Consider the following 18575-nt stretch of genomic DNA (forward strand, 5'->3'; position numbering starts at 1 on the left):
CGGGGAGAACCTCCTTCCCTTCGCACCCCGGGAAACCCCCCGGGATAACCCCAAGACCCGCCCCCCGGGGAGCATTCCCAACCGGTGGGGGGGGGAAAACCCCCCCCGGGGCCAGCAGCGCCACGGGGTACCGGGCGAACAGGGTGGACGTGTGGACGCGGCCGCCGGGGTGCGTCGCGGAGGTGAGCAGGTCGGTCCACCTGCCGTCCGGCAGGGTCACCGCGGTGTCGCCCCAGCCGTCCTGGTGCAACCCGACGCTGTGCCGGGTGGCCAGGGCCACGACGTCCGGCGCCGACCCCCGGGGCCCGCGGGCGAATCCGATCAGGTGCCCGGCCGCGGTCCCCGATGCGAAGACCGGCGTGTAGGTTCCGCCGACGAAACTGTCCGGACGGTCCCGGCGCAGGCGCAAGGCCGTCCGCACGACGTGCATCTTCGCCGCGCCGGTGGCGTCGAGCGGAGGAGTGCCGAGTCCCGCGAGCACAGTCCGCCGCACGTCGTAGTCGACGGGGCGGCGATTGTCGGGGTCGACGAGCGAGTCCTCCCACAGTTCGGTGCCCTGGTACACGTCCGGGATCCCCGGTCCGCACAGCTGGAGGAGCTTCTGGCCGAGCGAGTCCGACCAGGCGTGCGGTGCCAGTTGCGTGCACAGCGACCCGAGTGCCCTACCGACGGTGCCGTCGATCACCGTGTCGAGCCAGCGGTGGAGGTCGCGCTCGAAGTCCTCGTTCACGTCGTTCCACGACGTCCGGGTCCCGGCTTCCCGGACGGCCTTCTCCGCGTACGCGTGGACGCGGTCGCGGAAGTCGGGCACGTCGCCCGCGGCGCGGCCGTCGACCGGCCACACACCGAACAGGTTCTGCCACAGGAACAGTCCGGTGGCGGGATCGGGGCTGGGGGCGATGCGCTCCCACTGGTCGACGCATTCGGCCCACAGGTCCGGCACCTGCGACAGGATGCCGATCCGGGCGCGGACGTCCTCGCCGCGTTTGGTGTCGTGCGTCGAGAGCGTCGTCATCGCCCGTGGCCACCGGTCGGCGCGCTCGGCGGCGGCGAGGTGGAATTCGGCGGGGGAGATCCCGACGTTCGCGGGGTTGCCGCCCACCTCCTGCAGCGACACCAGCCGGGCCGTGCGGTAGAACAGGCAGTCCTCGACGGATTTCGCCATCACCGCGCCGCACACCTGCTGGAAGCGGGTGGCCGCCTCACCGCCGGCGATGAGGGCGGCGGCGAGGGCGGACAGCGCCGCGGACCGCCCCGGTTCGCGCCGCGCGGCGTCACCGATCACACGGGCCGCGAGCCCGGCGAGCGGGCTGTAGTCGGACCGGTACACGGGCATCGCCGCAACGACGTCCACGACTGCGTCGCGCAGGTCGGCGTCGCTGCAGTCGGTGCGGGTCGCCGCGCGGATCGCGCGGACGAGGCGCCGGACCTCCGGGGCGAGGCCGGTGCCCGCGACGTCGCGTTTGATCGCGGTTTCGTGCCCGTGGATCCAGGCCGCGTCGCCCCGGTCGCCCGTGCGCGACGCCGACAGGGCGGTGAGCGCGGGGGCGCCCGACGGGTCGACGAACACGCCGCCGAGCTCGGCGAGCGCGTCGTAGCCGGTGGTGCCCTCGATCGGCAGGTGGTCGTCGAGGGGTTCGGTGTGGCCGAGGATCTTCTCGATCACGAGCCAGCGGTCCGCGCCGATCACACCGCGCAGCCGGTCGAGGTATTCGGCCGGATCGGACAACCCGTCCGGGTGGTCGATGCGCACGCCGTCGATCAGCCCGTCCGCCACCCAGCTCCGCAGTTCGCGATGCGATTCCTCGAACACGCGGGGGTCTTCCTGACGGATCCCGGCCAGTTCGCTGACCGCGAAGAACCGGCGGTACCCGATGAGCCCGGAGTTCCACGGGACCAGGCGGTACGACTGCGCGTCGTGCACCGACGCCGGCTCGGTCGCGTCCGTGCCGGGGGCGATGGGGAACCGGTGCTCGTAGAACGCGAGCAGCGGCTCCGGTCCCGAGCGGTCGACGGCCAGCGACTCGAGGTCGGCGTCCGACCCGAGGACGGGCAGCGCGAGCCGTCCGCCCGCGCCGTTGTCTTCGCTCCAGTCGATGTCGAAGAAGTCGGCGTACCCGGAGCCGCGACCGTGCGTGAGAACGTCCCACCACCAGGCGTTCTCCCGCGGATTCGCGACCCCCACATGGTTGGGGACCAGGTCGACGACGATGCCCATGCCGCGGCCGCGCAACGCCCGCGCCAGCGCGGTCAGGGCCTCCCGGCCACCGAGTGCGGGGGACACGCGGGTCACGTCGGTGACGTCGTAACCGTGGGTCGAACCGGTGGTGGCCGTCAGGATCGGCGACAGGTAGACGTGGGAGATCCCGAGGTCGTCCAGATAGTCGGCGACGGCGGCGGCGTCCGTCAGGGTGAAGCAGTCTCCGCGCAGTTGCAGCCGGTAGGTCGCCGTGATCGCCATCGTCGTCCCCGGCTCAGGCGGTCCGGCGCAGCACGACCAGCGACCGGGCCTCGACCTGCATCGAATTCCCGGCCTTGATCACCGCGTCCTTCGCCCCCGTCGGCACGGCGGTGTCGAGCACGACCGCCCACTCGTCGGCGTAATCGGAGTTCGGCGTGGAGAACTCGATCTCCTCGTCGTGCGCGTTGAAACACAGTAGGAACGAGTCGCCGACCACCCGCTCGCCGCGGTGGTTGGGTTCGGGGATGCCCTCGCCGTTGAGGAACACTGCGAGGGACTTCCCGAAACCGCTGTCCCAGTCCTCGGGGGTCATCTCCTCGCCGGACGGGGTGAGCCAGGCGATGTCGCGGGTCTGGTCGCCGCTGCGGATGGGGGTGCCCTCGAAGAACCGGCGACGGCGGAACACGGGGTTCTTCATCCGCAGTGCGATGACCCGTTTGGTGAACTCGACGAGGTCGGCGTTGGAGTCGGCGAGCGACCAGTCCATCCACGACAGTTCCGAGTCCTGGCAGTACACGTTGTTGTTGCCCTGCTGGGTGCGGCCCATCTCGTCGCCGTGCGCGAGCATCGGTGTCCCCTGGCTGAGCAGGAGGGTGGCCAGGATGTTGCGGCTCTGCCGCCCGCGCAGAGCGAGGATCTCCGGATCGTCCGTGGGCCCCTCGACGCCGCAGTTCCAGGACCGGTTGTGGCTCTCGCCGTCGTTGTTGTCCTCGCCGTTGGCCTCGTTGTGCTTCTCGTTGTACGACACCAGATCGTGCAGGGTGAACCCGTCGTGGGCGATGACGAAATTGATGCTCGCGCCGGGGCGGCGGCCGGTCGCCTCGTAGAGGTCGGAGGAGCCGGTGAGCCGGGACGCGAATTCGCCGAGCGTCGCCGGTTCGCCCCGCCAGTAGTCGCGGACGGTGTCCCGGTACTTGCCGTTCCACTCCGTCCACAGGCCGGGGAAGTTGCCCACCTGGTAACCGCCCTCGCCGATGTCCCACGGTTCGGCGATGAGCTTGACCTGGCTGACGATCGGATCCTGCTGCACGAGGTCGAAGAACGCGGAGAGCCGGTCGACGTCGTGCAGTTCGCGGGCGAGTGTCGATGCGAGGTCGAAGCGGAAACCGTCGACGTGCATCTCGGTGACCCAGTAGCGCAGCGAGTCCATGATCAGCTGCAGCGTGTGCGGGTGCCGGGCGTTGAGGCTGTTCCCGGTGCCCGTGTAGTCCATGTAGTGCTCGGCGTCGCCGTCGACGAGCCGGTAGTAGGCGGCGTTGTCGATGCCGCGGAACGAGATGGTCGGACCGAGATGGTTGCCCTCGGCGGTGTGGTTGTAGACGACGTCGAGGATCACTTCGATGCCCGCCTCGTGGAACGAGCGGACCATCGCCTTGAACTCCGACACCGCGGCGCCCGGCTTCTCCGCCGACGAATACCCGGTGTGCGGGGCCAGGAAGCCGAACGTGTTGTAGCCCCAGTAGTTCCGCAGCCCCTTGTCGAGCAGGGTCTGATCGTGCATGAACTGGTGCACGGGCATCAGTTCGATGGCGGTGACGCCGAGGTCGACGAGGTGGTCGATGATCACCGGATGCGCGAGACCCGCGTACGTGCCGCGAAGTTCTTCCGGCACACCGGGATGCGTCGCCGTCATGCCCTTGACGTGGGCCTCGTAGATCACCGTGTCGTGGTACGGGTGCTTGGGTGCGCGGTCGGCGGCCCAGTCGAAGAACGGGTTGATCACGACCGTCGTCATCGTGTGGCCGAGCGAATCGTGTCCGGGCAGTCCCGGCGCCGAGTCGTCCTCGGCTTCCGCTTCGAGTGCGTCCTCGGCGTCCTCCGCCTCGATGTCGTCGTCGGTGTCGACGATCAGGGCGGCATCCCCGTATTCGTCGTCCCCGGCATCCTCGGCGGCGTCCTCCGCGGACGCGTCGATGTCGTAGGAGAACAGGGACCGGTCGCCGTCGAATTCGCCGTCGAACGCCTTGCCGTAGGGGTCGAGGAGGAGCTTGCTGGGGTCGCAGCGGTGCCCGGCCGAAGGGTCCCACGGTCCGTGGATCCGGTACCCGTACCGTTGCCCGGGCACGACGGTCGGCAGGTAGGCGTGCCACACGTAGCCGTCGACCTCGTCGAGGCGCACCCGGGTCTCCGTGCCGTCCTTCGCGATGAGGCACAGATCGACCGCCTCGGCGACCTCGGAAAACAAGGAGAAGTTCGTCCCGGCCCCGTCGTAGGTGGCGCCCAGTGGGTAGGCGCTGCCGGGCCACACGGGAATGGGCGTGGTGCCGGTCGACTCGCTCGCTTCCATATCGAGAACACTAGCCCGCGTTCGCGTGGCTCTCAGCCCGACGAGAGCGCACCGTCAGCGCGGGGCGGAGGACCGTGCGGCAGCGAGCATTCCGGTTGTGATCTTCCGCACGTCCGCGCTGGTGCACACGTACGGCGGCATCGCGTAGATCAGGTTGCGGAAAGGCCGCAACCAGGCGCCGGCCGCCACCGCGGCGTCGGTCGCGGCCCGCATGTCGACGGGCTCGGAGAGTTCGATCACGCCGATCGCGCCGAGCACCCGGACATCCCGGACGCCGGGCAGTTCCCGGGCAGGCGCGAGACCCGATTCGAGCCCGCGGCGCACGTCCTCGACCTCACCCCGCCAGTCGCGCGAGCGCAGGAGTTCGATCGACGCCACCGCGACGGCGCAGGCCAGTGGGTTCGCCATGAACGTCGGGCCGTGCATCAGCCCGCCCGCGTCGCCGGCGCTGATCGTCTCGGCGACGTCGGAGGAGCAGAGCGTCGCGGCGAGGGTCAGGTATCCGCCGGTGAGGGCCTTGCCGACGCACATGATGTCGGGGCGGGTCCCGGTGTGATCCGCGGCGAACAGTTCGCCGGTGCGGCCGAAGCCCGTGGCGATCTCGTCGAACACCAGGAGGAGCCCGTGCTCGTCGCAGATGCGACGCAGTTCCGACAGGTACCGGGGGTCGTGGAAGCGCATGCCTCCGGCGCCCTGCACCACCGGCTCCACGATGACGGCCGCCAGTTCACCGGTGTGCGCGGCCACCAGGCGCTCGAACTCCGCGACGTACTGCGGGTCGAACTCACGCGGCGGGGGTCCCGCGAACACCTGCCGTGCCAGGACGTCCGTCCACAGGGAATGCATGCCGCCGTCCGGGTCGCACACGCTCATCGGCGCGAACGTGTCGCCGTGATAGCCGCCGCGCCAGGTCAGCAGCCGATGCCGCTCCGGCCTGCCGCGGCTGCGCCAGTACTGCAGGCACATCTTGACGGCGACCTCGACGGACACCGAACCGGAATCGGCGAGGAACACCTTGTCGAGTCCGTCCGGGGTGATCTCCACGAGCAACTGGGCGAGCCGCGCCGCCGGTTCGTGGGTCAGCCCGCCGAACATCACGTGGCTCATCCGGCCGAGCTGCGCGGTCGCCGCCGCGTCGAGGACGGGATGCCGGTAGCCGTGGACCGCTGCCCACCACGAACTCATGCCGTCGACGAGTTCGCGTCCGTCGGCGAGTGTGAGGCGGGTTCCGCTCGCCTCGGCCACCACGAGCGGGGTGGTCGTGGCGGGAAAGGCGCCGTACGGATGCCAGAGCAGGGAGGCGTCGAGGGAGGTGATGTCGTCGGCGGACAGGCTCGGGGTGATCACGGTCTCGACCCTAGCCATCCGAGGAAAAGCGGGTCCACCCGGGTTGAACACCGTTCAAGTCGAGTATGGTGCCGGGTGTGAGTACCGACCACACCTTCACCACCTGGCTCGACGATGTCGAGGAGCGGCGGCGCGCTGCGGGACTGCGCCGCGAGCTGCGTCCACGCACGCCGGGCAACGCGCTCATCGATCTGGCGTCCAACGACTACCTCGGGCTCGTACGGCACCCCGAGGTGCTGTACGGCGCGATGACCGCGCTGCGGCGGTGGGGCGCCGGGGCCACCGGCTCGCGACTGGTCACCGGTTCGACCACCGAGCACGAACTGCTCGAAACGGAACTGGCGGAGTTCGTCGGCGCCGATGCCGGGCTGGTGTTCTCCTCCGGGTACACCGCCAATCTCGGCGCCGTCACCGCGCTGTCCGGCGCCGGATCGCTGATCGTCTCCGACGCGGGCAGTCACGCGTCGCTGGTCGACGCCTGCAGGCTGTCCCGGGCCCGGGTGGCCGTCGCACCGCACGCCGATCTCGACTTCGTCCGCAGCGCACTGGCCACCCGGCCGGAGGAGCGGGCGCTGGTCGTCACCGATTCGGTGTTCAGCGCGGACGGTGATCTCGCGCCCCTCGTCGAGCTGCACCGGGTGTGCCGCGAGTACGGCGCGTTTCTCGTGGTGGACGAGGCCCACGGTGTCGGAGTCCGCGGCGCAGGGGGCCGCGGACTCGTGCACGAGGTGGGGCTCGCAGGCGAACCCGACATCGTCGTCACGGCCACGCTGTCGAAGTCGTTGGCCAGCCAGGGCGGTGTGGTGCTGGCGTCGGAGAAGGTGCGCGCACATCTCGTCGACGCCGCGCGCACGTTCATCTTCGACACCGGACTGGCCCCGGCCGCCGTCGGTGCGGCCCGGGCCGCCCTCGCAGTTCTGCGGCGTGAACCGCACCGCGCCGACTCCGTCCTGGACCGCGCCCGGGATCTCGCGCGGTTCACCGGTGCCGCGGCACCCGAGTCCGCCGTGGTCTCGGTGATCCTCGGGGACCCGCAACGCGCCTTCGACGCCGCGGCCGCCTGCCGCGAGCAGGGGCTGCACGTCGGCTGCTTCCGGCCGCCGTCGGTGCCCGAGGGCACGTCGCGGCTGCGGCTCACCGCCCGCGCGACGCTCGATCCGGACGAACTGGCGCGGATCGAGTCCGTGCTCACCGACGTCCTGACTGGGGCGTCGGCATGAGCATCCTGATGGTCACCGGAACGTCGACGGACGTCGGCAAGACGGTGGTGACGGCGGCGCTCGCGGCGGCCGCGCGCGAGGCGGGGCTGTCCGTCGCGGTGTGCAAGCCCGCGCAGACCGGGGTCGCGCCGGGAGAACCGGGCGATCTTGCGGAGGTGACCCGGCTGTGCGGCGTCACCGCGGTGGTGGAACTCGCCCGCTACCCCGAACCGCTGGCCCCCGACACCGCCGCACGGCGCAGCGGTTTGCCGATGCTGCGGTGCGACGACGTCGTCGAGGCGGTCCGCGCGCTCGCCGACCGGCACGATCTGGTCCTCGTCGAAGGTGCGGGCGGGTTGCTGGTGCGGATGGGCGCCGAGGGCTTCACGCTCGTCGATCTCGCGCTCGCTCTCGGCGCACCGGCTGTCGTGGTCGCGGCGGCCGGACTCGGCACGCTCAACCACACCGAACTCACGACCCGGGCACTGGCGGCGGCCGGCGTCGCCTGCGCAGGCACGGTGATCGGGTCGTGGCCGGACGAGCCCGGGCTCGCCGAGCGGTGCAATCTGGACGACCTGCCCGCCGTGACGGGTGTCGACCTGGCCGGCTCGATCCCGGCGGGCAGCGGCCGCCTCGACCCGGCGTCGTTCGCCGCGGCCGCGTCCACGTGGTTCGACGGCACGTGGCTGAAGGCGACGGTCACGGCCGGCTGACCCGGTCGGTCAGGATTCCGCGAGCACCGACAGCACGTTGCCTGCCGGGTCGGTGAACCACGCGATGTCCGGCCCGTTGCCGCGCATGATTCCCTTGTCGTCCTGCTCGAAACCGTCGTATCGCGCGAACCGGATCCCACGTTCGGTGAGCGCGTCGACGGCCTTCTCGACGTCGCCGACCGCGAAGTTCAGGATCGTGAACGTCGCAGGCGTGTGATCGGGTTTCGGGTAGATCAGCACCACGGGACCCTTGGGGAGGTGCAGGCCCAGCAGGCCCATCTCCTCCTCGGTGACCTCGAGCCCCAGGATGTCGCTGTAGAAGGATTTGGCCGCGGCGATGTCGTCGACGGCGAATCCGCTGAATGCTCTCGCGTTGTTCAACATGGCTCTGTCTCTTTCCTGCCGGTGGGTCAGGACATCTCGGCTCGCGCCTGCGCGCTGAGCTGGATTATCTGAACGTAGTTGCCGTCGGGGTCGACGGCGGTGCCGAACCAGCTGCCGTCACGATCCTCGAGCGGGGACAACCACGTGGCCCCGAGGTCGTCGAGGCGGCCGGCCGCGGCGCTGGCGTCGGCGACCTCGAAATTGAGGAGGACACGCCCGGGTTCGGGATTCGTGTCGCCGACGTCGTCGCGCCGGTCGAGCATGATGGAGAAACCGTCGAAATCGAGGACGTCGTAGCCCGGTTCGCCGGGCGTGCGGTCGACCTTCGGCGAGAACGCGGCCGTGTACCAGTCACGCAATCGTTCCGGGTGTGTGCTGGCGAGCAGGATGCTTCCGATCGTGGCGTCGGCCATGATTTCCTCCCGGTGGGGTTCGGTTTCGGTGGTCCTACAGGTATCGACTCGGCCGCCCGGCGAAATTCATCGCCCCCGGTTTTCCGGGGGCCGAAAGCTGCCCCGGTTCCCCGGAATATCGGTAGTGTGATTCAGGTCACGGCTACATCCGGCTGGGTTGGGAGGGGTCACATGTCGACCTCCGAAATGCTCGAATTGAATCGCACGATCGACCGCCTTCGGCGCGCTGTCGGTTCGTTGCGAACGATGTACGGCGACGCCGCATCCGTGCGGCGACTGAGCAATGATCTGGAGCGCCTCGAGATCGACGCGCGAGATCTCGACGCCTCGCCACCGAACGTCGTCCACCGCGAACCGGTGGAGCGAATCAAGGTGTCGGACACCCCGTACGACGCGTCGATGTGGCTCGGTATCGATGACGAGGGGCTGGGCGGGCTCCACTACGAGCGCGGATGAGCGCGCCGCCGAAGAATTCCGAAAGTGCCGGTGTGGGGGCGCCGACGCGTGCCCGGATCGCGGAACGCACGCTCCGCACCGACCGGTGGTGGCTGGCGCCGCTGCTGACGGTGCTGGGCCTGTCGGTCTTCGTGGTGTACGCCTCGGTCCGGTCGTGGGTTCGCACCGCGTACTTCGTCGAGGAGTACCACTACCTGACCCCGTTCTACTCGCCGTGCCTGAGCGATTCGTGCGTGCCCGGTTCGAGTGACTTCGGGACACCCATCGGCGAGTTGCCGATGATCATCCCGCTGGGGTTCCTGGTGCTGCCGTTCCTGCTCGGCTTCCGGCTCACGTGCTACTACTACCGCAAGGCCTACTACCGGTCGGTGTGGTTCTCGCCGCCCGCGTGCGCGGTCGCGGAACCGCACGGCAAGTACACGGGGGAGACGCGGCTGCCGCTGATCGTCCAGAACGCGCACCGCTACTTCTTCTACGTCGCACTCGTCGTGTCGCTGATCAACACGTACGACGCGATCCGCGCGTTCCACGGCGCCGACGGCGGATTCGGAATCGGGCTCGGCACGCTCATCATGGTCGGCAACGTGATCCTGCTCTGGGCGTACACCGTCTCGTGCCATTCCTGCAGGCACGTCACGGGCGGCCGGCTGACCCACTTCTCCCGGCACCCGATCCGCTACCGGCTCTGGACCGGGGTCAGCAAACTGAACACGCGGCACATGCAGCTCGCCTGGACCACCCTCGCCACACTGATCGTCACGGACTTCTACGTGATGCTCGTGGCCAGCGGCACCATCTCCGACCTGCGCCTGATCAACTGACTTCACCGAAGAGGGAGTGGAATGACGGAAGTCGAACGGCACCAGTACGACGTCGTGGTCATCGGTGCCGGGGGTGCCGGACTGCGAGCCGTCATCGAGGCCCGGGAACAGGGCCTGTCCGTGGCCGTGGTCTGCAAGTCGCTGTTCGGCAAGGCACACACCGTCATGGCGGAGGGCGGTTGCGCCGCCGCGATGGGAAACGCCAACGAGAAGGACACGTGGCAGACCCATTTCCAGGACACGATGCGCGGCGGCAAATTCCTCAACAACTGGCGGATGGCCGAGCTGCACGCCCGGGAGGCCCCCGACCGGGTGTGGGAACTCGAAACGTACGGGGCCCTGTTCGACCGGACCCCCGACGGCCGGATCAGCCAGCGCAACTTCGGCGGTCACACCTATCCGCGGCTCGCGCACGTCGGTGACCGCACCGGACTCGAACTGATCCGCACCATGCAGCAGAAGATCGTGTCGCTGCAGCAGGAAGACTTCGCCGCCACCGGCGACTACGAGGCCCGCATCAAGATCTTCGCCGAGTGCACCGTCTCCGAACTCACCAAGGACGGCGACCGGATCTCGGGCGCCTTCGGATACTGGCGCGAGAGTGGACGTTTCGTGCTGTTCGAGGCGCCCGCCGTGGTGATGGCCACGGGCGGAATCGGGAAGTCGTTCAAGGTGACGTCGAACTCGTGGGAGTACACCGGCGACGGGCACGCCCTCGCCCTGCGCGCCGGCGCCAACCTCATCAACATGGAATTCGTGCAGTTCCACCCCACCGGCATGGTGTGGCCGCCCAGCGTCAAGGGGATCCTCGTGACCGAGGGTGTCCGCGGCGACGGCGGGGTGCTGAAGAACTCCGAGGGTGAGCGGTTCATGTTCTCGTACATCCCGCCCGTCTTCAAAGGGCAGTACGCGGAGACCGAGGAAGAGGCCGACGGCTGGTACGAGGATTCCGACAACAACCGCCGCACACCGGACCTGCTGCCCCGCGACGAGGTGGCCCGTGCCATCAATTCCGAGGTCAAGGCGGGACGGCACACCCCGCACGGCGGCGTGTACCTCGACATCGCCTCCCGGATGCCCGCCGACGAGATCGTCCGGCGCCTGCCTTCGATGTACCACCAGTTCAAGGAACTCGCGGACGTCGACATCACGAAGGAGCAGATGGAGGTCGGACCCACCTGCCACTACGTGATGGGAGGCATCGAGGTCGACCCCGACAGCGGATCGTCCAGCGTCGCCGGTCTGTTCGCCGCGGGCGAGTGCTCGGGCGGGATGCACGGCTCCAACCGGCTCGGCGGCAACTCCCTGTCCGACCTCCTCGTGTTCGGCCGTCGCGCGGGACTCGGGGCCGCGGAATACGTGAAGTCGCTGCAGGAGCGGCCGATCGTCTCCGCCGACGCGGTGGACGCGGCGGCCCGGATGTTGTTGTCGCCGTTCGATCCCGCGGTCGGGGAGGGCGGTACCACCGAGAATCCGTACACGCTCCACACCGAGCTGCAACAGACCATGAACGACCTCGTCGGCATCATCCGGAAGGAAGACGAGATCGCGCGCGCCCTGGAGAAACTCACCGAGATCAAGGGCCGGATCGGGGGCGTCGAGGTGGAGGGGCACCGCCAGTTCAACCCCGGCTGGCACCTCGCGGTCGATCTGCGGAACATGGTGCTGGTCAGCGAATGCGTCGCGCAGGCGGCCCTGCTGCGCACGGAAAGTCGCGGCGGGCACACCCGCGACGACCACCCGAACATGGAGGCGGAGTGGCGCAACACCCTGCTGGTGTGCAGCGTCGTCGGCGACATGTCGGCGCACCCCGATTCCGTGGTCCCGGACGTCACGGTCACCCGCGAGCCGCAGCTTCCGATGCGACCGGAACTGCTGGAGCTGTTCGACATCGACGAACTGGCCAAGTACTACACCGACGCCGAACTCGCGGAACATCCGGGAAGGAAGGCCTGAGATGGGATACGACGCGCAGTTCCGGGTATGGCGCGGCGACGCCGACGGCGGCGCCCTCGAGGACTACTCCATCCCCGTCAACGAGGGTGAGGTGGTGCTCGACATCATCCACCGGCTGCAGGCGACGCAGACCCCGGACCTGGCGGTGCGATGGAACTGCAAGGCGGGCAAGTGCGGGTCGTGTTCCGCGGAGATCAACGGTCAGCCGCGGCTGATGTGCATGACCCGGATGTCGACGTTCACGGAGGACGAGGTGGTGACGGTGACACCGCTGCGGGCGTTCCCCGTCATCCGGGACCTCGTCACCGATGTGTCGTTCAATTACGAGAAGGCCAGGGAGATCCCGTCGTTCACCCCGCCGCCGGGGCTCGGACCGGGCGAGTACCGGATGCAGCAGATCGATGTCGAACGGTCGCAGGAATTCCGCAAGTGCATCGAATGCTTCCTCTGCCAAAACACGTGTCACGTCATCCGTGATCACGACGACAACAAGCCGGCGTTCTCCGGTCCCCGCTTCTTCATCCGCGTCGCCGAACTGGAGATGCATCCCCTGGACACGGCGGACCGTCGTGACGCGGCGCAGGAAGACTTCGGTCTCGGTCTGTGCAACATCACCAAATGCTGCACCGAGGTGTGCCCCGAAGGAATCAAGATCACCGACAACGCCATCATTCCGATGAAGGAACGGGTGGTCGACCGGCGGTACGACCCGATCGTCTGGTTGGGCAACAAACTGCGGCGTCGCCGCCCGTGAGTACTTGTTAACCGCGGGCGGTTGATAAGTACTCACGGGTGCGTCAGCGCATCGTGTGGAGGTTGCGGGCGGTGGGAGACTTCTCGACCGATTCGGGGTCCGGGTCGGTGCCCAGGACCCGGTCGGCCGTTCCCGAGGTGGTGACGGTGAACCAGTAGTGCTCGTTCTTGTAGTGGTGATGGCGGTGGTTGCGCCAGATCGCGCGGTACAGGCGGGAGTTCGGCTTGTAGTCGCTGTGGATGAGGTAGTGCGTCCATTCGTAGAGGACGCCCAGGACGCTCAGCACCACGAGGAACGTCAGTCCCAGTCCGGTGCGCGGGAACGCGAACAGCGCGAGCGCCACGAGAACCGGGATCAGCCACGTGAGGGTTTGCCACGGAATGAAGACGAGCGGCACGTCGCGGGGATCGACGTGGTGCTCGCGATGCTTGCGGGCGAGGAGCGAATCGACGGTCAGGCCCAGGACCTTCCGTGGCTTCCAGTGCAGGATGCAGACGTGGATGACCCATTCGGCGAACGGGAACACGGCCAGCATCACCAGCGGCACGACGGCGTCGGTGACCTGCCAGTCGCCGACGGCGAGGCGGGCGACCGCGGCGGCGGCCAGCATGCCGCCGATCATCCACGGTGACGGGTGGCGGCGGAACTGGTCCGCGGCGTCGCGGAGGGTGATCGACCTGCGGTGGCGGCGATCTGCGGGAGGTGTCGTGGTCATGTGTCCTTCTCCGAATCGTGTTGTTGCAGTGTGTCGATCACGGCGGTCACGGCCGCCGTCCCGAGGTCGAGCAGGGTGGTCGCGGTGTGTGCCGCGCGGACTTCGTCGTGTGCGGCGATGGCGTCCGCCAGCTGGTGGTACAGGTCGGTGCGGCCGACCTCCGCGACCATGACGGCGGCCATCGCCGTCATGGTCGGTTCGTACGCGTTGCGGAGGCTGTTGAAGATGAGCCGGAACGCGATGGAATCGGCCGTGTCGACGACGCGTTCCCAGAACGCCAGCGCGGCGACCTGCTGCGCGACCGGGTCGGTGTCGGAGGCGAGGTGATCCACGGCCTCGCGGAGAGCTGCGGCCGACTTCTCGGTGGCCCGGTCGGCGGCGAGCCGGGCGACCTGCACGCCGATCATCCGCCGGGCCTCGAGCACGCTGCGGACCACCGCCCAGTCGGGTTCACCGCCGCGGATCAGCAGCTGGGACAGCAGTTCGGGCCCGCCGTGCTGCCGAAAGTCGCGGACCGAGGTGGCGTCGCCCTGCCGGACCTCGACGAGCCCGGCCTGGGCGAGTTTCTGGATCGCTTCCCGGACCGCGGGCCGGGACACCCCGAACGCCTCGGCCAGGCGCCGCTCGCTGGGCAGGGCCTCGCCGGCGGCGAGGTCGCCGCCGAGTACGCGCGCGGTGATCTGGTCGAAGACTTCGGTGGAGGCGGATTTCCGCGCGATCGGCTCGAACATCATGGCCCCGACACTAGAACCGCGACAGGTAAGAGGTCAAGTGGTCTTACCAGTGGGCTCAGCTGAACGCGCTCCGGACGAACGCGGTCGTGTCGGGCAGCGACGCGGGCATGGTCGTGAGGTGGCCCGTCGGATACGTCCGGAAGAGGAACTGCTGCCCGTTCGCGGTGAGGTCGGCAGTGAACTTCCAGGTAAGAGCGATGGGGACGACGTCGTCGAACAGTCCCTGCCCAATGAACAACGGTCGGTCGTAGCCCTGGACGGGGACCCCGAGCGTGGTGTGCAGCGCCGCCAGGACTGCCGGGTCGTCGAGGGGGCGCGACATCAACTGTCCGATGGTGATGCCGGCGAGTTGCGGGGCCGCCTCCTCGTAGCAGAGCGACTCGACGCGATGCAGGACGTCCACGCCGAGCGGGGTGAGGTAGCTGTCGACGTCCAGGTCGGGCCGCGACGCGCGCAGTCCCGCGAGCGCGTACGCGACGAACACCGTGCTCCCGGTGAGGGGGATCTGCGGGAACCCGGGGCCGACGAGGGGCGCGAGGTTCTCCAGATTGGACGGGGCGCCGGTGGCGACGGTGCCGCGGAAGTCGAGCTCGGGTGCGTAGGTGGTGGCCATCGAGGCGGCGACCAGAGCGGCGTGACCGCCTTGCGATTGACCGATCGCGACCCACCGGTCGGACAGGGACGGCGTGACGGCCCGCGCCGCGCGCACCATGTCGATCACGCTGTGCGCCTCGGTCGGACCGTCGAGGTAGGGGTGCACGCCGGGTGTGCCGAGGCCGACGTAATCCGTTGCGACGATGGCGTAACCCTGGTCGAGCCAGGCCCGGACGTACGGTCCGACGATTTTCCCCGTCACCGTCGGCGCGCACGCGTCCGCGATGCCGACCGTTCCGTGGGCCCAGGACACCACGGGCCACCCGCCGGGCGGCGCGTCACCGGGCGGTAGTAGGACCGCACCGGTGCTGAGCGCGGGTGCGTCCATCGGCCCCGTCGTCCAGTAGGTGACGTACGTGGCCTCGGCGACGCCCGGCGGCCGCGCGTCCGGCGCCACCGGTGTCGCGGCGACGACGACACCGGGATCGCCCCCCGCGGTCTGCGCCGGCGCCGGCGCGCCGAGGAGCGACAGTGCGAGTGCCGCCGCGAGAACCGTTCCGGTGCGGCGGCCGAGCGAAGACGTCATTGCGTTCGTCCCTGGGCCGTCGGAGGCGCCGCGAGTGGCCGGCGCGGCGTCCACTCAATTGTGCCCGCTCAGGGGCGGTGTGCGGAGTCTTTCAGTCGCGCGCGAATTCCGTCCACGAACAGCGACAACCCGAAGTCGAACCGGACCGCCGGATCGCCGTCGAGGAGATCCTCGTCGTACGCCGCGATCTGCGACTGCGGGGCGTCGGGGGAGAGTGCGGCGCGGGTGAGGGCGCCCGCCGATTCCATCTGCGCCCGCGACTGCTCGTCGACCGTATGGCCGAGGACGTAGTAGAGCAGCGAGTAGGACGACAGTTCGGCGTGTTCGCGGGACAGCCCCGATCGCAGACCCACCGCCGCGAAGCTTTCCCGGACCCGGGAGTTGGTCATGCGGGACGCGTAGGTGGCGGAGACCAGTTCGGCGCCGTCACGGTGGGCGAGCAGCGCGGTGCGCATCCGATGCGCCAGTTCCGTGAACTCCGCGTCCCATCCGGGCGCTGTGACCGGGGCGTCGACGTCCTCGAGGATCTTGTCGGCGAGGGCGCCGAGCAACGTCTGCTTGTTGGGAAAGTGCCAGTACAGGGCGCCGGGCTGCACGCCGAGGGCCGTCGCGAGTCTGCGCATCGTGAGGTCGGCGAGGCCGAACTCGTCGAGGATGGCCATTGCGCCGTCGAGTACGTCGCCGCGTCGCAATTGCACGGTGTGATCTCCCAATCTCGTCGAAAAAGCTTGCTCCGGCTTTGACAGTATTCCATCACGGATCTAACGTGAACACCGTTCAACTTGTACGGTGTTCAATTTTTGGATTCGTCGACTCACGGCACGTGATCGGCCCGTTTTCCAGGAGATACGTGTGACCTCGGCCCCGGTGCAGACAGACATCCTCGACCTCGCGCGTGAGCAGGTTCTCGAGCGCGGCGAAGCGCTCAACGAGAGCCAGGTGCTCGAAGTCCTGCAACTTCCCGACGACCGGCTCGAGGACCTGCTCGCCCTCGCCCACGACGTGCGAATGAAGTGGTGCGGTCCCGAGGTCGAGGTCGAGGGCATCATCAGCCTCAAGACCGGCGGCTGCCCCGAGGACTGCCACTTCTGCTCTCAGTCCGGGCTGTTCCAGTCGCCGGTGCGCGCGGCATGGCTCGACATCCCCTCGCTCGTCGAGGCCGCCAAGCAGACCGCGAAGTCCGGCGCCAGCGAATTCTGCATCGTCGCCGCCGTCCGCGGGCCCGACGAGCGGCTGCTCGCCCAGGTCGCCGCCGGAATCGAAGCGATCCGCAACGAGGTCGACATCCAGATCGCGTGCTCGCTGGGCATGCTCACCCAGGAGCAGGTCGACCAGCTCGCCGCGATGGGCGTGCACCGCTACAACCACAACCTGGAGACGTCGAAGTCCCATTTCCCGAACGTCGTCACCACCCACACGTGGGACGAACGCTGGAACACCCTCCGCATGGTCCGCGAGGCCGGCATGGAGGTGTGCTGCGGCGGCATCCTCGGCATGGGGGAGAGCCTCGAGCAGCGCGCCGAGTTCGCCGCCAACCTGGCCGAACTCGAACCCGACGAGGTTCCGCTGAACTTCCTCAACCCGCGTCCGGGAACCCCGTTCGGCGACCTCGAGGTGCTGCCGGCGAGCGAGGCACTCAAGTCGGTGGCCGCCTTCCGGCTCGCGCTGCCCCGCACCATCCTCCGCTTCGCGGGCGGCCGCGAGATCACCCTCGGCGATCTCGGGGCCAAGCAGGGCATCCTCGGCGGCATCAACGCCGTCATCGTCGGCAACTACCTGACGACCCTCGGCCGCCCGGCCGAACAGGACCTCGACCTGCTCGTCGATCTGCAGATGCCGATCAAGGCCCTGAACGACACCCTGTGACGACCACGGAGACGACCGCGGGCGACGCCGACGGTCTGGAGGAGCGCTACAACCCGTACACCGGCCGCCGCGTGGTGGCCGGTGTGGACGACACGGTCCCCACCGCCGCGCAGCTCGGGCTGGAACCGCCTCGCTTCTGCGAGGCGTGCGGCCGCCGGATGGTGGTGCAGATCAGTCCCGACGGCTGGTGGGCGAAATGTTCCCGCCACGGTGTGTTCGACTCGATCTGCCGCGGACGGCGGTAGCGTCGGACGCGTGACCACGCTCCCGGGCTTCAGGCTTCGATCTGCCGCCGGAATCTTCTGCGGGACGGTGGTGGCGAGCGCACTCGCCGGGGTGCTGTGGGGGCTCCTGGCACCGCCCGAACATCTGCTGGTGGTGTCCGCCGACCGCGGGGTGTCGCTGACGGGGGAGAGCGTGCACCGGTTCGACGCGATCGGGATGTTCGCCTGTGCCGGCCTGGTGGTGGGGATCCTCACCGCGGTCGCCGCATGGACGGCGCGGAGAAGTCGCGGCCCGGTGGCGCTGGGCGCCGTACTCGCCGGCAGTGTCGTCGGGGCCTGCGTGATGGCACTCGGCGGAATCGGCGTGGCGGCCCTGCGTTTCCCCGACCCCGACACCTCGACGGCCGGTGCCGTCGTGGCGGTCGCGCCGGGGATCGGGACTCCGCTCGTGCTGATCTTCCAGCCGCTCGTCGCGTGCGTCGTGACGTTGGTGCTCGCCGCGCTCAACCCGTACGACGATCTCGGTGTCGGTGATGCTCCGGTCGAACTCGACGAGCCGGAAGAGCGCGACGCGACCGTTACTTCGTGACCGAGGCTCGAATTCGCACGTCGCCGAGCACTCGCCCGCTCCCGGCGATCTCACAGCGCACTCCCGTCGCGGTCTCGAGTACCGGCGCTTACCTGGAGTCGGAAATGTCGATCCCCAGGAGGCGAAGATGATGCGTACCGACGAAGCCGGCTCGGCCCGTGGTGTCGTGGTGGTGACTGCCGCAGGCAGCGAGCAGGGCAGGCGCACCGCGCAGGAGTTGCTCGATTCGGGCTGGTGCGTTGCGGTCACCGCACGCACGGTCGCGGAACTGGCCCGGATCATGCCGGGCATGTCCGGTCACCGACTCCTCGCGGTCGCCGCCGATCCGGACGACCCCCGCCAGGTCGAGCAGTTTCTCGACCGCGTTCTCGGCCGCTTCGGCCGCATCGATTCGGTGCTCGGCGCGGAGCCCTCGGTCGCGTCGGCGTGGCGGCGGCGCACCACGCAGGCAGGTGGATCCGCGGCCGCCTGACGAT

The 18575-nt window shown here is 69.2% G+C and carries 19 protein-coding genes; 10 read left to right on the forward strand and 9 right to left on the reverse strand.

Translation table 11 applies throughout. The annotated features are described in order from the left end of the window. From treY to ACFU5V_RS32450, 3 genes are all read right to left on the reverse strand, one after another. On the reverse strand, positions 1–2461 hold a 2461-nt coding region (treY, locus tag ACFU5V_RS32440), incomplete at its 3' end, for a malto-oligosyltrehalose synthase (RefSeq protein WP_378704050.1). 13 nt (positions 2462–2474) lie between these two features. Then, positions 2475–4748 (reverse strand): glycogen debranching protein GlgX, encoded by a 2274-nt coding sequence (gene glgX / locus ACFU5V_RS32445; protein ID WP_378704052.1) that lies wholly within the window; start codon positions 4746–4748, stop codon positions 2475–2477. 54 nt (positions 4749–4802) lie between these two features. Beyond that, the gene (locus ACFU5V_RS32450) at positions 4803–6095 is read right to left on the reverse strand and encodes an adenosylmethionine--8-amino-7-oxononanoate transaminase (RefSeq protein WP_378704054.1); all 1293 of its coding nucleotides are present in this window, start codon (positions 6093–6095) and stop codon (positions 4803–4805) included. A 65-nt stretch (positions 6096–6160) separates the two neighbouring features. On the opposite strand from ACFU5V_RS32450, the gene ACFU5V_RS32455 reads away from it, so the two are divergent. Continuing rightward, the gene (locus tag ACFU5V_RS32455) at positions 6161–7315 is read left to right on the forward strand and encodes an 8-amino-7-oxononanoate synthase (RefSeq protein ID WP_378704055.1); all 1155 of its coding nucleotides are present in this window, start codon (positions 6161–6163) and stop codon (positions 7313–7315) included. Continuing rightward, positions 7312–8007, forward strand: a complete 696-nt coding sequence (gene bioD / locus ACFU5V_RS32460; RefSeq protein ID WP_378433722.1) for a dethiobiotin synthase — start codon at positions 7312–7314, stop codon at positions 8005–8007. Before ACFU5V_RS32455 ends, bioD begins: the two co-directional genes overlap by 4 nt. A 9-nt stretch (positions 8008–8016) precedes the next feature. Here bioD and ACFU5V_RS32465 read toward each other — a convergent pair whose 3' ends face one another. Both ACFU5V_RS32465 and ACFU5V_RS32470 read right to left on the reverse strand, forming a co-directional pair. Then, on the reverse strand, positions 8017–8391 hold the full coding sequence (locus ACFU5V_RS32465) for a VOC family protein (protein ID WP_378704057.1): 375 nt from the start codon (positions 8389–8391) through the stop codon (positions 8017–8019). Positions 8392–8417: 26 nt separating this feature from the next. Next, positions 8418–8804: a VOC family protein gene (locus tag ACFU5V_RS32470; RefSeq protein WP_378704058.1), complete on the reverse strand. Its 387-nt coding sequence runs from the start codon at positions 8802–8804 to the stop codon at positions 8418–8420. Positions 8805–8975: 171 nt separating this feature from the next. On the opposite strand from ACFU5V_RS32470, the gene ACFU5V_RS32475 reads away from it, so the two are divergent. Genes ACFU5V_RS32475 through ACFU5V_RS32490 form a run of 4 tightly spaced genes read left to right on the forward strand, consistent with a single transcriptional unit; the run spans position 8976 to position 12791 of the window. Beyond that, positions 8976–9260, forward strand: coding sequence for a hypothetical protein (locus ACFU5V_RS32475; protein ID WP_012688022.1), 285 nt, complete (start codon positions 8976–8978; stop codon positions 9258–9260). Continuing rightward, on the forward strand, positions 9257–10081 hold the full coding sequence (locus ACFU5V_RS32480) for a hypothetical protein (RefSeq protein WP_378433725.1): 825 nt from the start codon (positions 9257–9259) through the stop codon (positions 10079–10081). The genes ACFU5V_RS32475 and ACFU5V_RS32480 overlap by 4 nt, the downstream gene beginning before the upstream one ends. Positions 10082–10102: 21 nt before the next feature. Continuing rightward, entirely contained in the window at positions 10103–12037 is a 1935-nt protein-coding gene (locus tag ACFU5V_RS32485; protein ID WP_378704059.1) for a fumarate reductase/succinate dehydrogenase flavoprotein subunit, read from the forward strand. 1 nt (position 12038) lies between these two features. After that, on the forward strand, positions 12039–12791 hold the full coding sequence (locus tag ACFU5V_RS32490) for a succinate dehydrogenase/fumarate reductase iron-sulfur subunit (protein ID WP_124389999.1): 753 nt from the start codon (positions 12039–12041) through the stop codon (positions 12789–12791). A gap of 43 nt (positions 12792–12834) precedes the next feature. On the opposite strand, the gene ACFU5V_RS32495 is transcribed toward ACFU5V_RS32490, so the two are convergent. From ACFU5V_RS32495 to ACFU5V_RS32510, 4 genes are all read right to left on the reverse strand, one after another. After that, positions 12835–13506 (reverse strand): sterol desaturase family protein, encoded by a 672-nt coding sequence (locus ACFU5V_RS32495; RefSeq protein WP_378433727.1) that lies wholly within the window; start codon positions 13504–13506, stop codon positions 12835–12837. Then, the gene (locus ACFU5V_RS32500; RefSeq protein WP_378704060.1) at positions 13503–14240 is read right to left on the reverse strand and encodes a FadR/GntR family transcriptional regulator; all 738 of its coding nucleotides are present in this window, start codon (positions 14238–14240) and stop codon (positions 13503–13505) included. The genes ACFU5V_RS32495 and ACFU5V_RS32500 overlap by 4 nt, the downstream gene beginning before the upstream one ends. A gap of 55 nt (positions 14241–14295) precedes the next feature. Next, positions 14296–15420 carry a lipase family protein gene (locus ACFU5V_RS32505; RefSeq protein WP_378704061.1) on the reverse strand — a complete coding sequence of 375 codons (1125 nt, stop codon included), beginning with the start codon at positions 15418–15420 and terminating at the stop codon, positions 14296–14298. 68 nt (positions 15421–15488) lie between these two features. Next, entirely contained in the window at positions 15489–16118 is a 630-nt protein-coding gene (locus ACFU5V_RS32510) for a TetR/AcrR family transcriptional regulator C-terminal domain-containing protein (protein ID WP_378433730.1), read from the reverse strand. Between the two features lie 154 nt (positions 16119–16272). On the opposite strand from ACFU5V_RS32510, the gene bioB reads away from it, so the two are divergent. The 4 genes from bioB (at position 16273) to ACFU5V_RS32530 (ending at position 18571) form a co-directional block, all read left to right on the forward strand. Then, complete coding sequence (gene bioB, locus ACFU5V_RS32515; protein WP_378433731.1) at positions 16273–17286, forward strand: biotin synthase BioB; 1014 nt, start codon at positions 16273–16275, stop codon at positions 17284–17286. Further along, on the forward strand, positions 17283–17531 hold the full coding sequence (locus ACFU5V_RS32520) for a hypothetical protein (protein WP_378704063.1): 249 nt from the start codon (positions 17283–17285) through the stop codon (positions 17529–17531). Before bioB ends, ACFU5V_RS32520 begins: the two co-directional genes overlap by 4 nt. 10 nt (positions 17532–17541) lie before the next feature. After that, positions 17542–18099, forward strand: coding sequence for a DUF2567 domain-containing protein (locus ACFU5V_RS32525; RefSeq protein ID WP_378704064.1), 558 nt, complete (start codon positions 17542–17544; stop codon positions 18097–18099). 127 nt (positions 18100–18226) lie between these two features. Further along, entirely contained in the window at positions 18227–18571 is a 345-nt protein-coding gene (locus tag ACFU5V_RS32530; RefSeq protein ID WP_378433734.1) for an SDR family NAD(P)-dependent oxidoreductase, read from the forward strand. The last annotated feature ends 4 nt before the right edge of the window (positions 18572–18575 follow it).

Source organism: Rhodococcus sp. NPDC057529 (genome assembly GCF_042802055.1).
Lineage (GTDB): Bacteria > Actinomycetota > Actinomycetes > Mycobacteriales > Mycobacteriaceae > Rhodococcus_F.

Bases quoted from the DNA above. Each gene is read 5' to 3' on its own strand.
- glgX (WP_378704052.1), bottom strand. From the start codon at position 4,748: ATGGAAGCGAGCGAGTCGACCGGCACCACGCCCATTCCCGTGTGGCCC.
- ACFU5V_RS32455 (WP_378704055.1), top strand. From the start codon at position 6,161: ATGGTGCCGGGTGTGAGTACCGACCACACCTTCACCACCTGGCTCGAC.
- bioD (WP_378433722.1), top strand. From the start codon at position 7,312: ATGAGCATCCTGATGGTCACCGGAACGTCGACGGACGTCGGCAAGACG.
- ACFU5V_RS32465 (WP_378704057.1), bottom strand. From the start codon at position 8,391: ATGTTGAACAACGCGAGAGCATTCAGCGGATTCGCCGTCGACGACATC.
- ACFU5V_RS32470 (WP_378704058.1), bottom strand. From the start codon at position 8,804: ATGGCCGACGCCACGATCGGAAGCATCCTGCTCGCCAGCACACACCCG.
- ACFU5V_RS32475 (WP_012688022.1), top strand. From the start codon at position 8,976: ATGTCGACCTCCGAAATGCTCGAATTGAATCGCACGATCGACCGCCTT.
- ACFU5V_RS32480 (WP_378433725.1), top strand. From the start codon at position 9,257: ATGAGCGCGCCGCCGAAGAATTCCGAAAGTGCCGGTGTGGGGGCGCCG.
- ACFU5V_RS32485 (WP_378704059.1), top strand. From the start codon at position 10,103: ATGACGGAAGTCGAACGGCACCAGTACGACGTCGTGGTCATCGGTGCC.
- ACFU5V_RS32490 (WP_124389999.1), top strand. From the start codon at position 12,039: ATGGGATACGACGCGCAGTTCCGGGTATGGCGCGGCGACGCCGACGGC.
- ACFU5V_RS32495 (WP_378433727.1), bottom strand. From the start codon at position 13,506: ATGACCACGACACCTCCCGCAGATCGCCGCCACCGCAGGTCGATCACC.
- ACFU5V_RS32500 (WP_378704060.1), bottom strand. From the start codon at position 14,240: ATGATGTTCGAGCCGATCGCGCGGAAATCCGCCTCCACCGAAGTCTTC.
- ACFU5V_RS32505 (WP_378704061.1), bottom strand. From the start codon at position 15,420: ATGACGTCTTCGCTCGGCCGCCGCACCGGAACGGTTCTCGCGGCGGCA.
- ACFU5V_RS32530 (WP_378433734.1), top strand. From the start codon at position 18,227: ATGATGCGTACCGACGAAGCCGGCTCGGCCCGTGGTGTCGTGGTGGTG.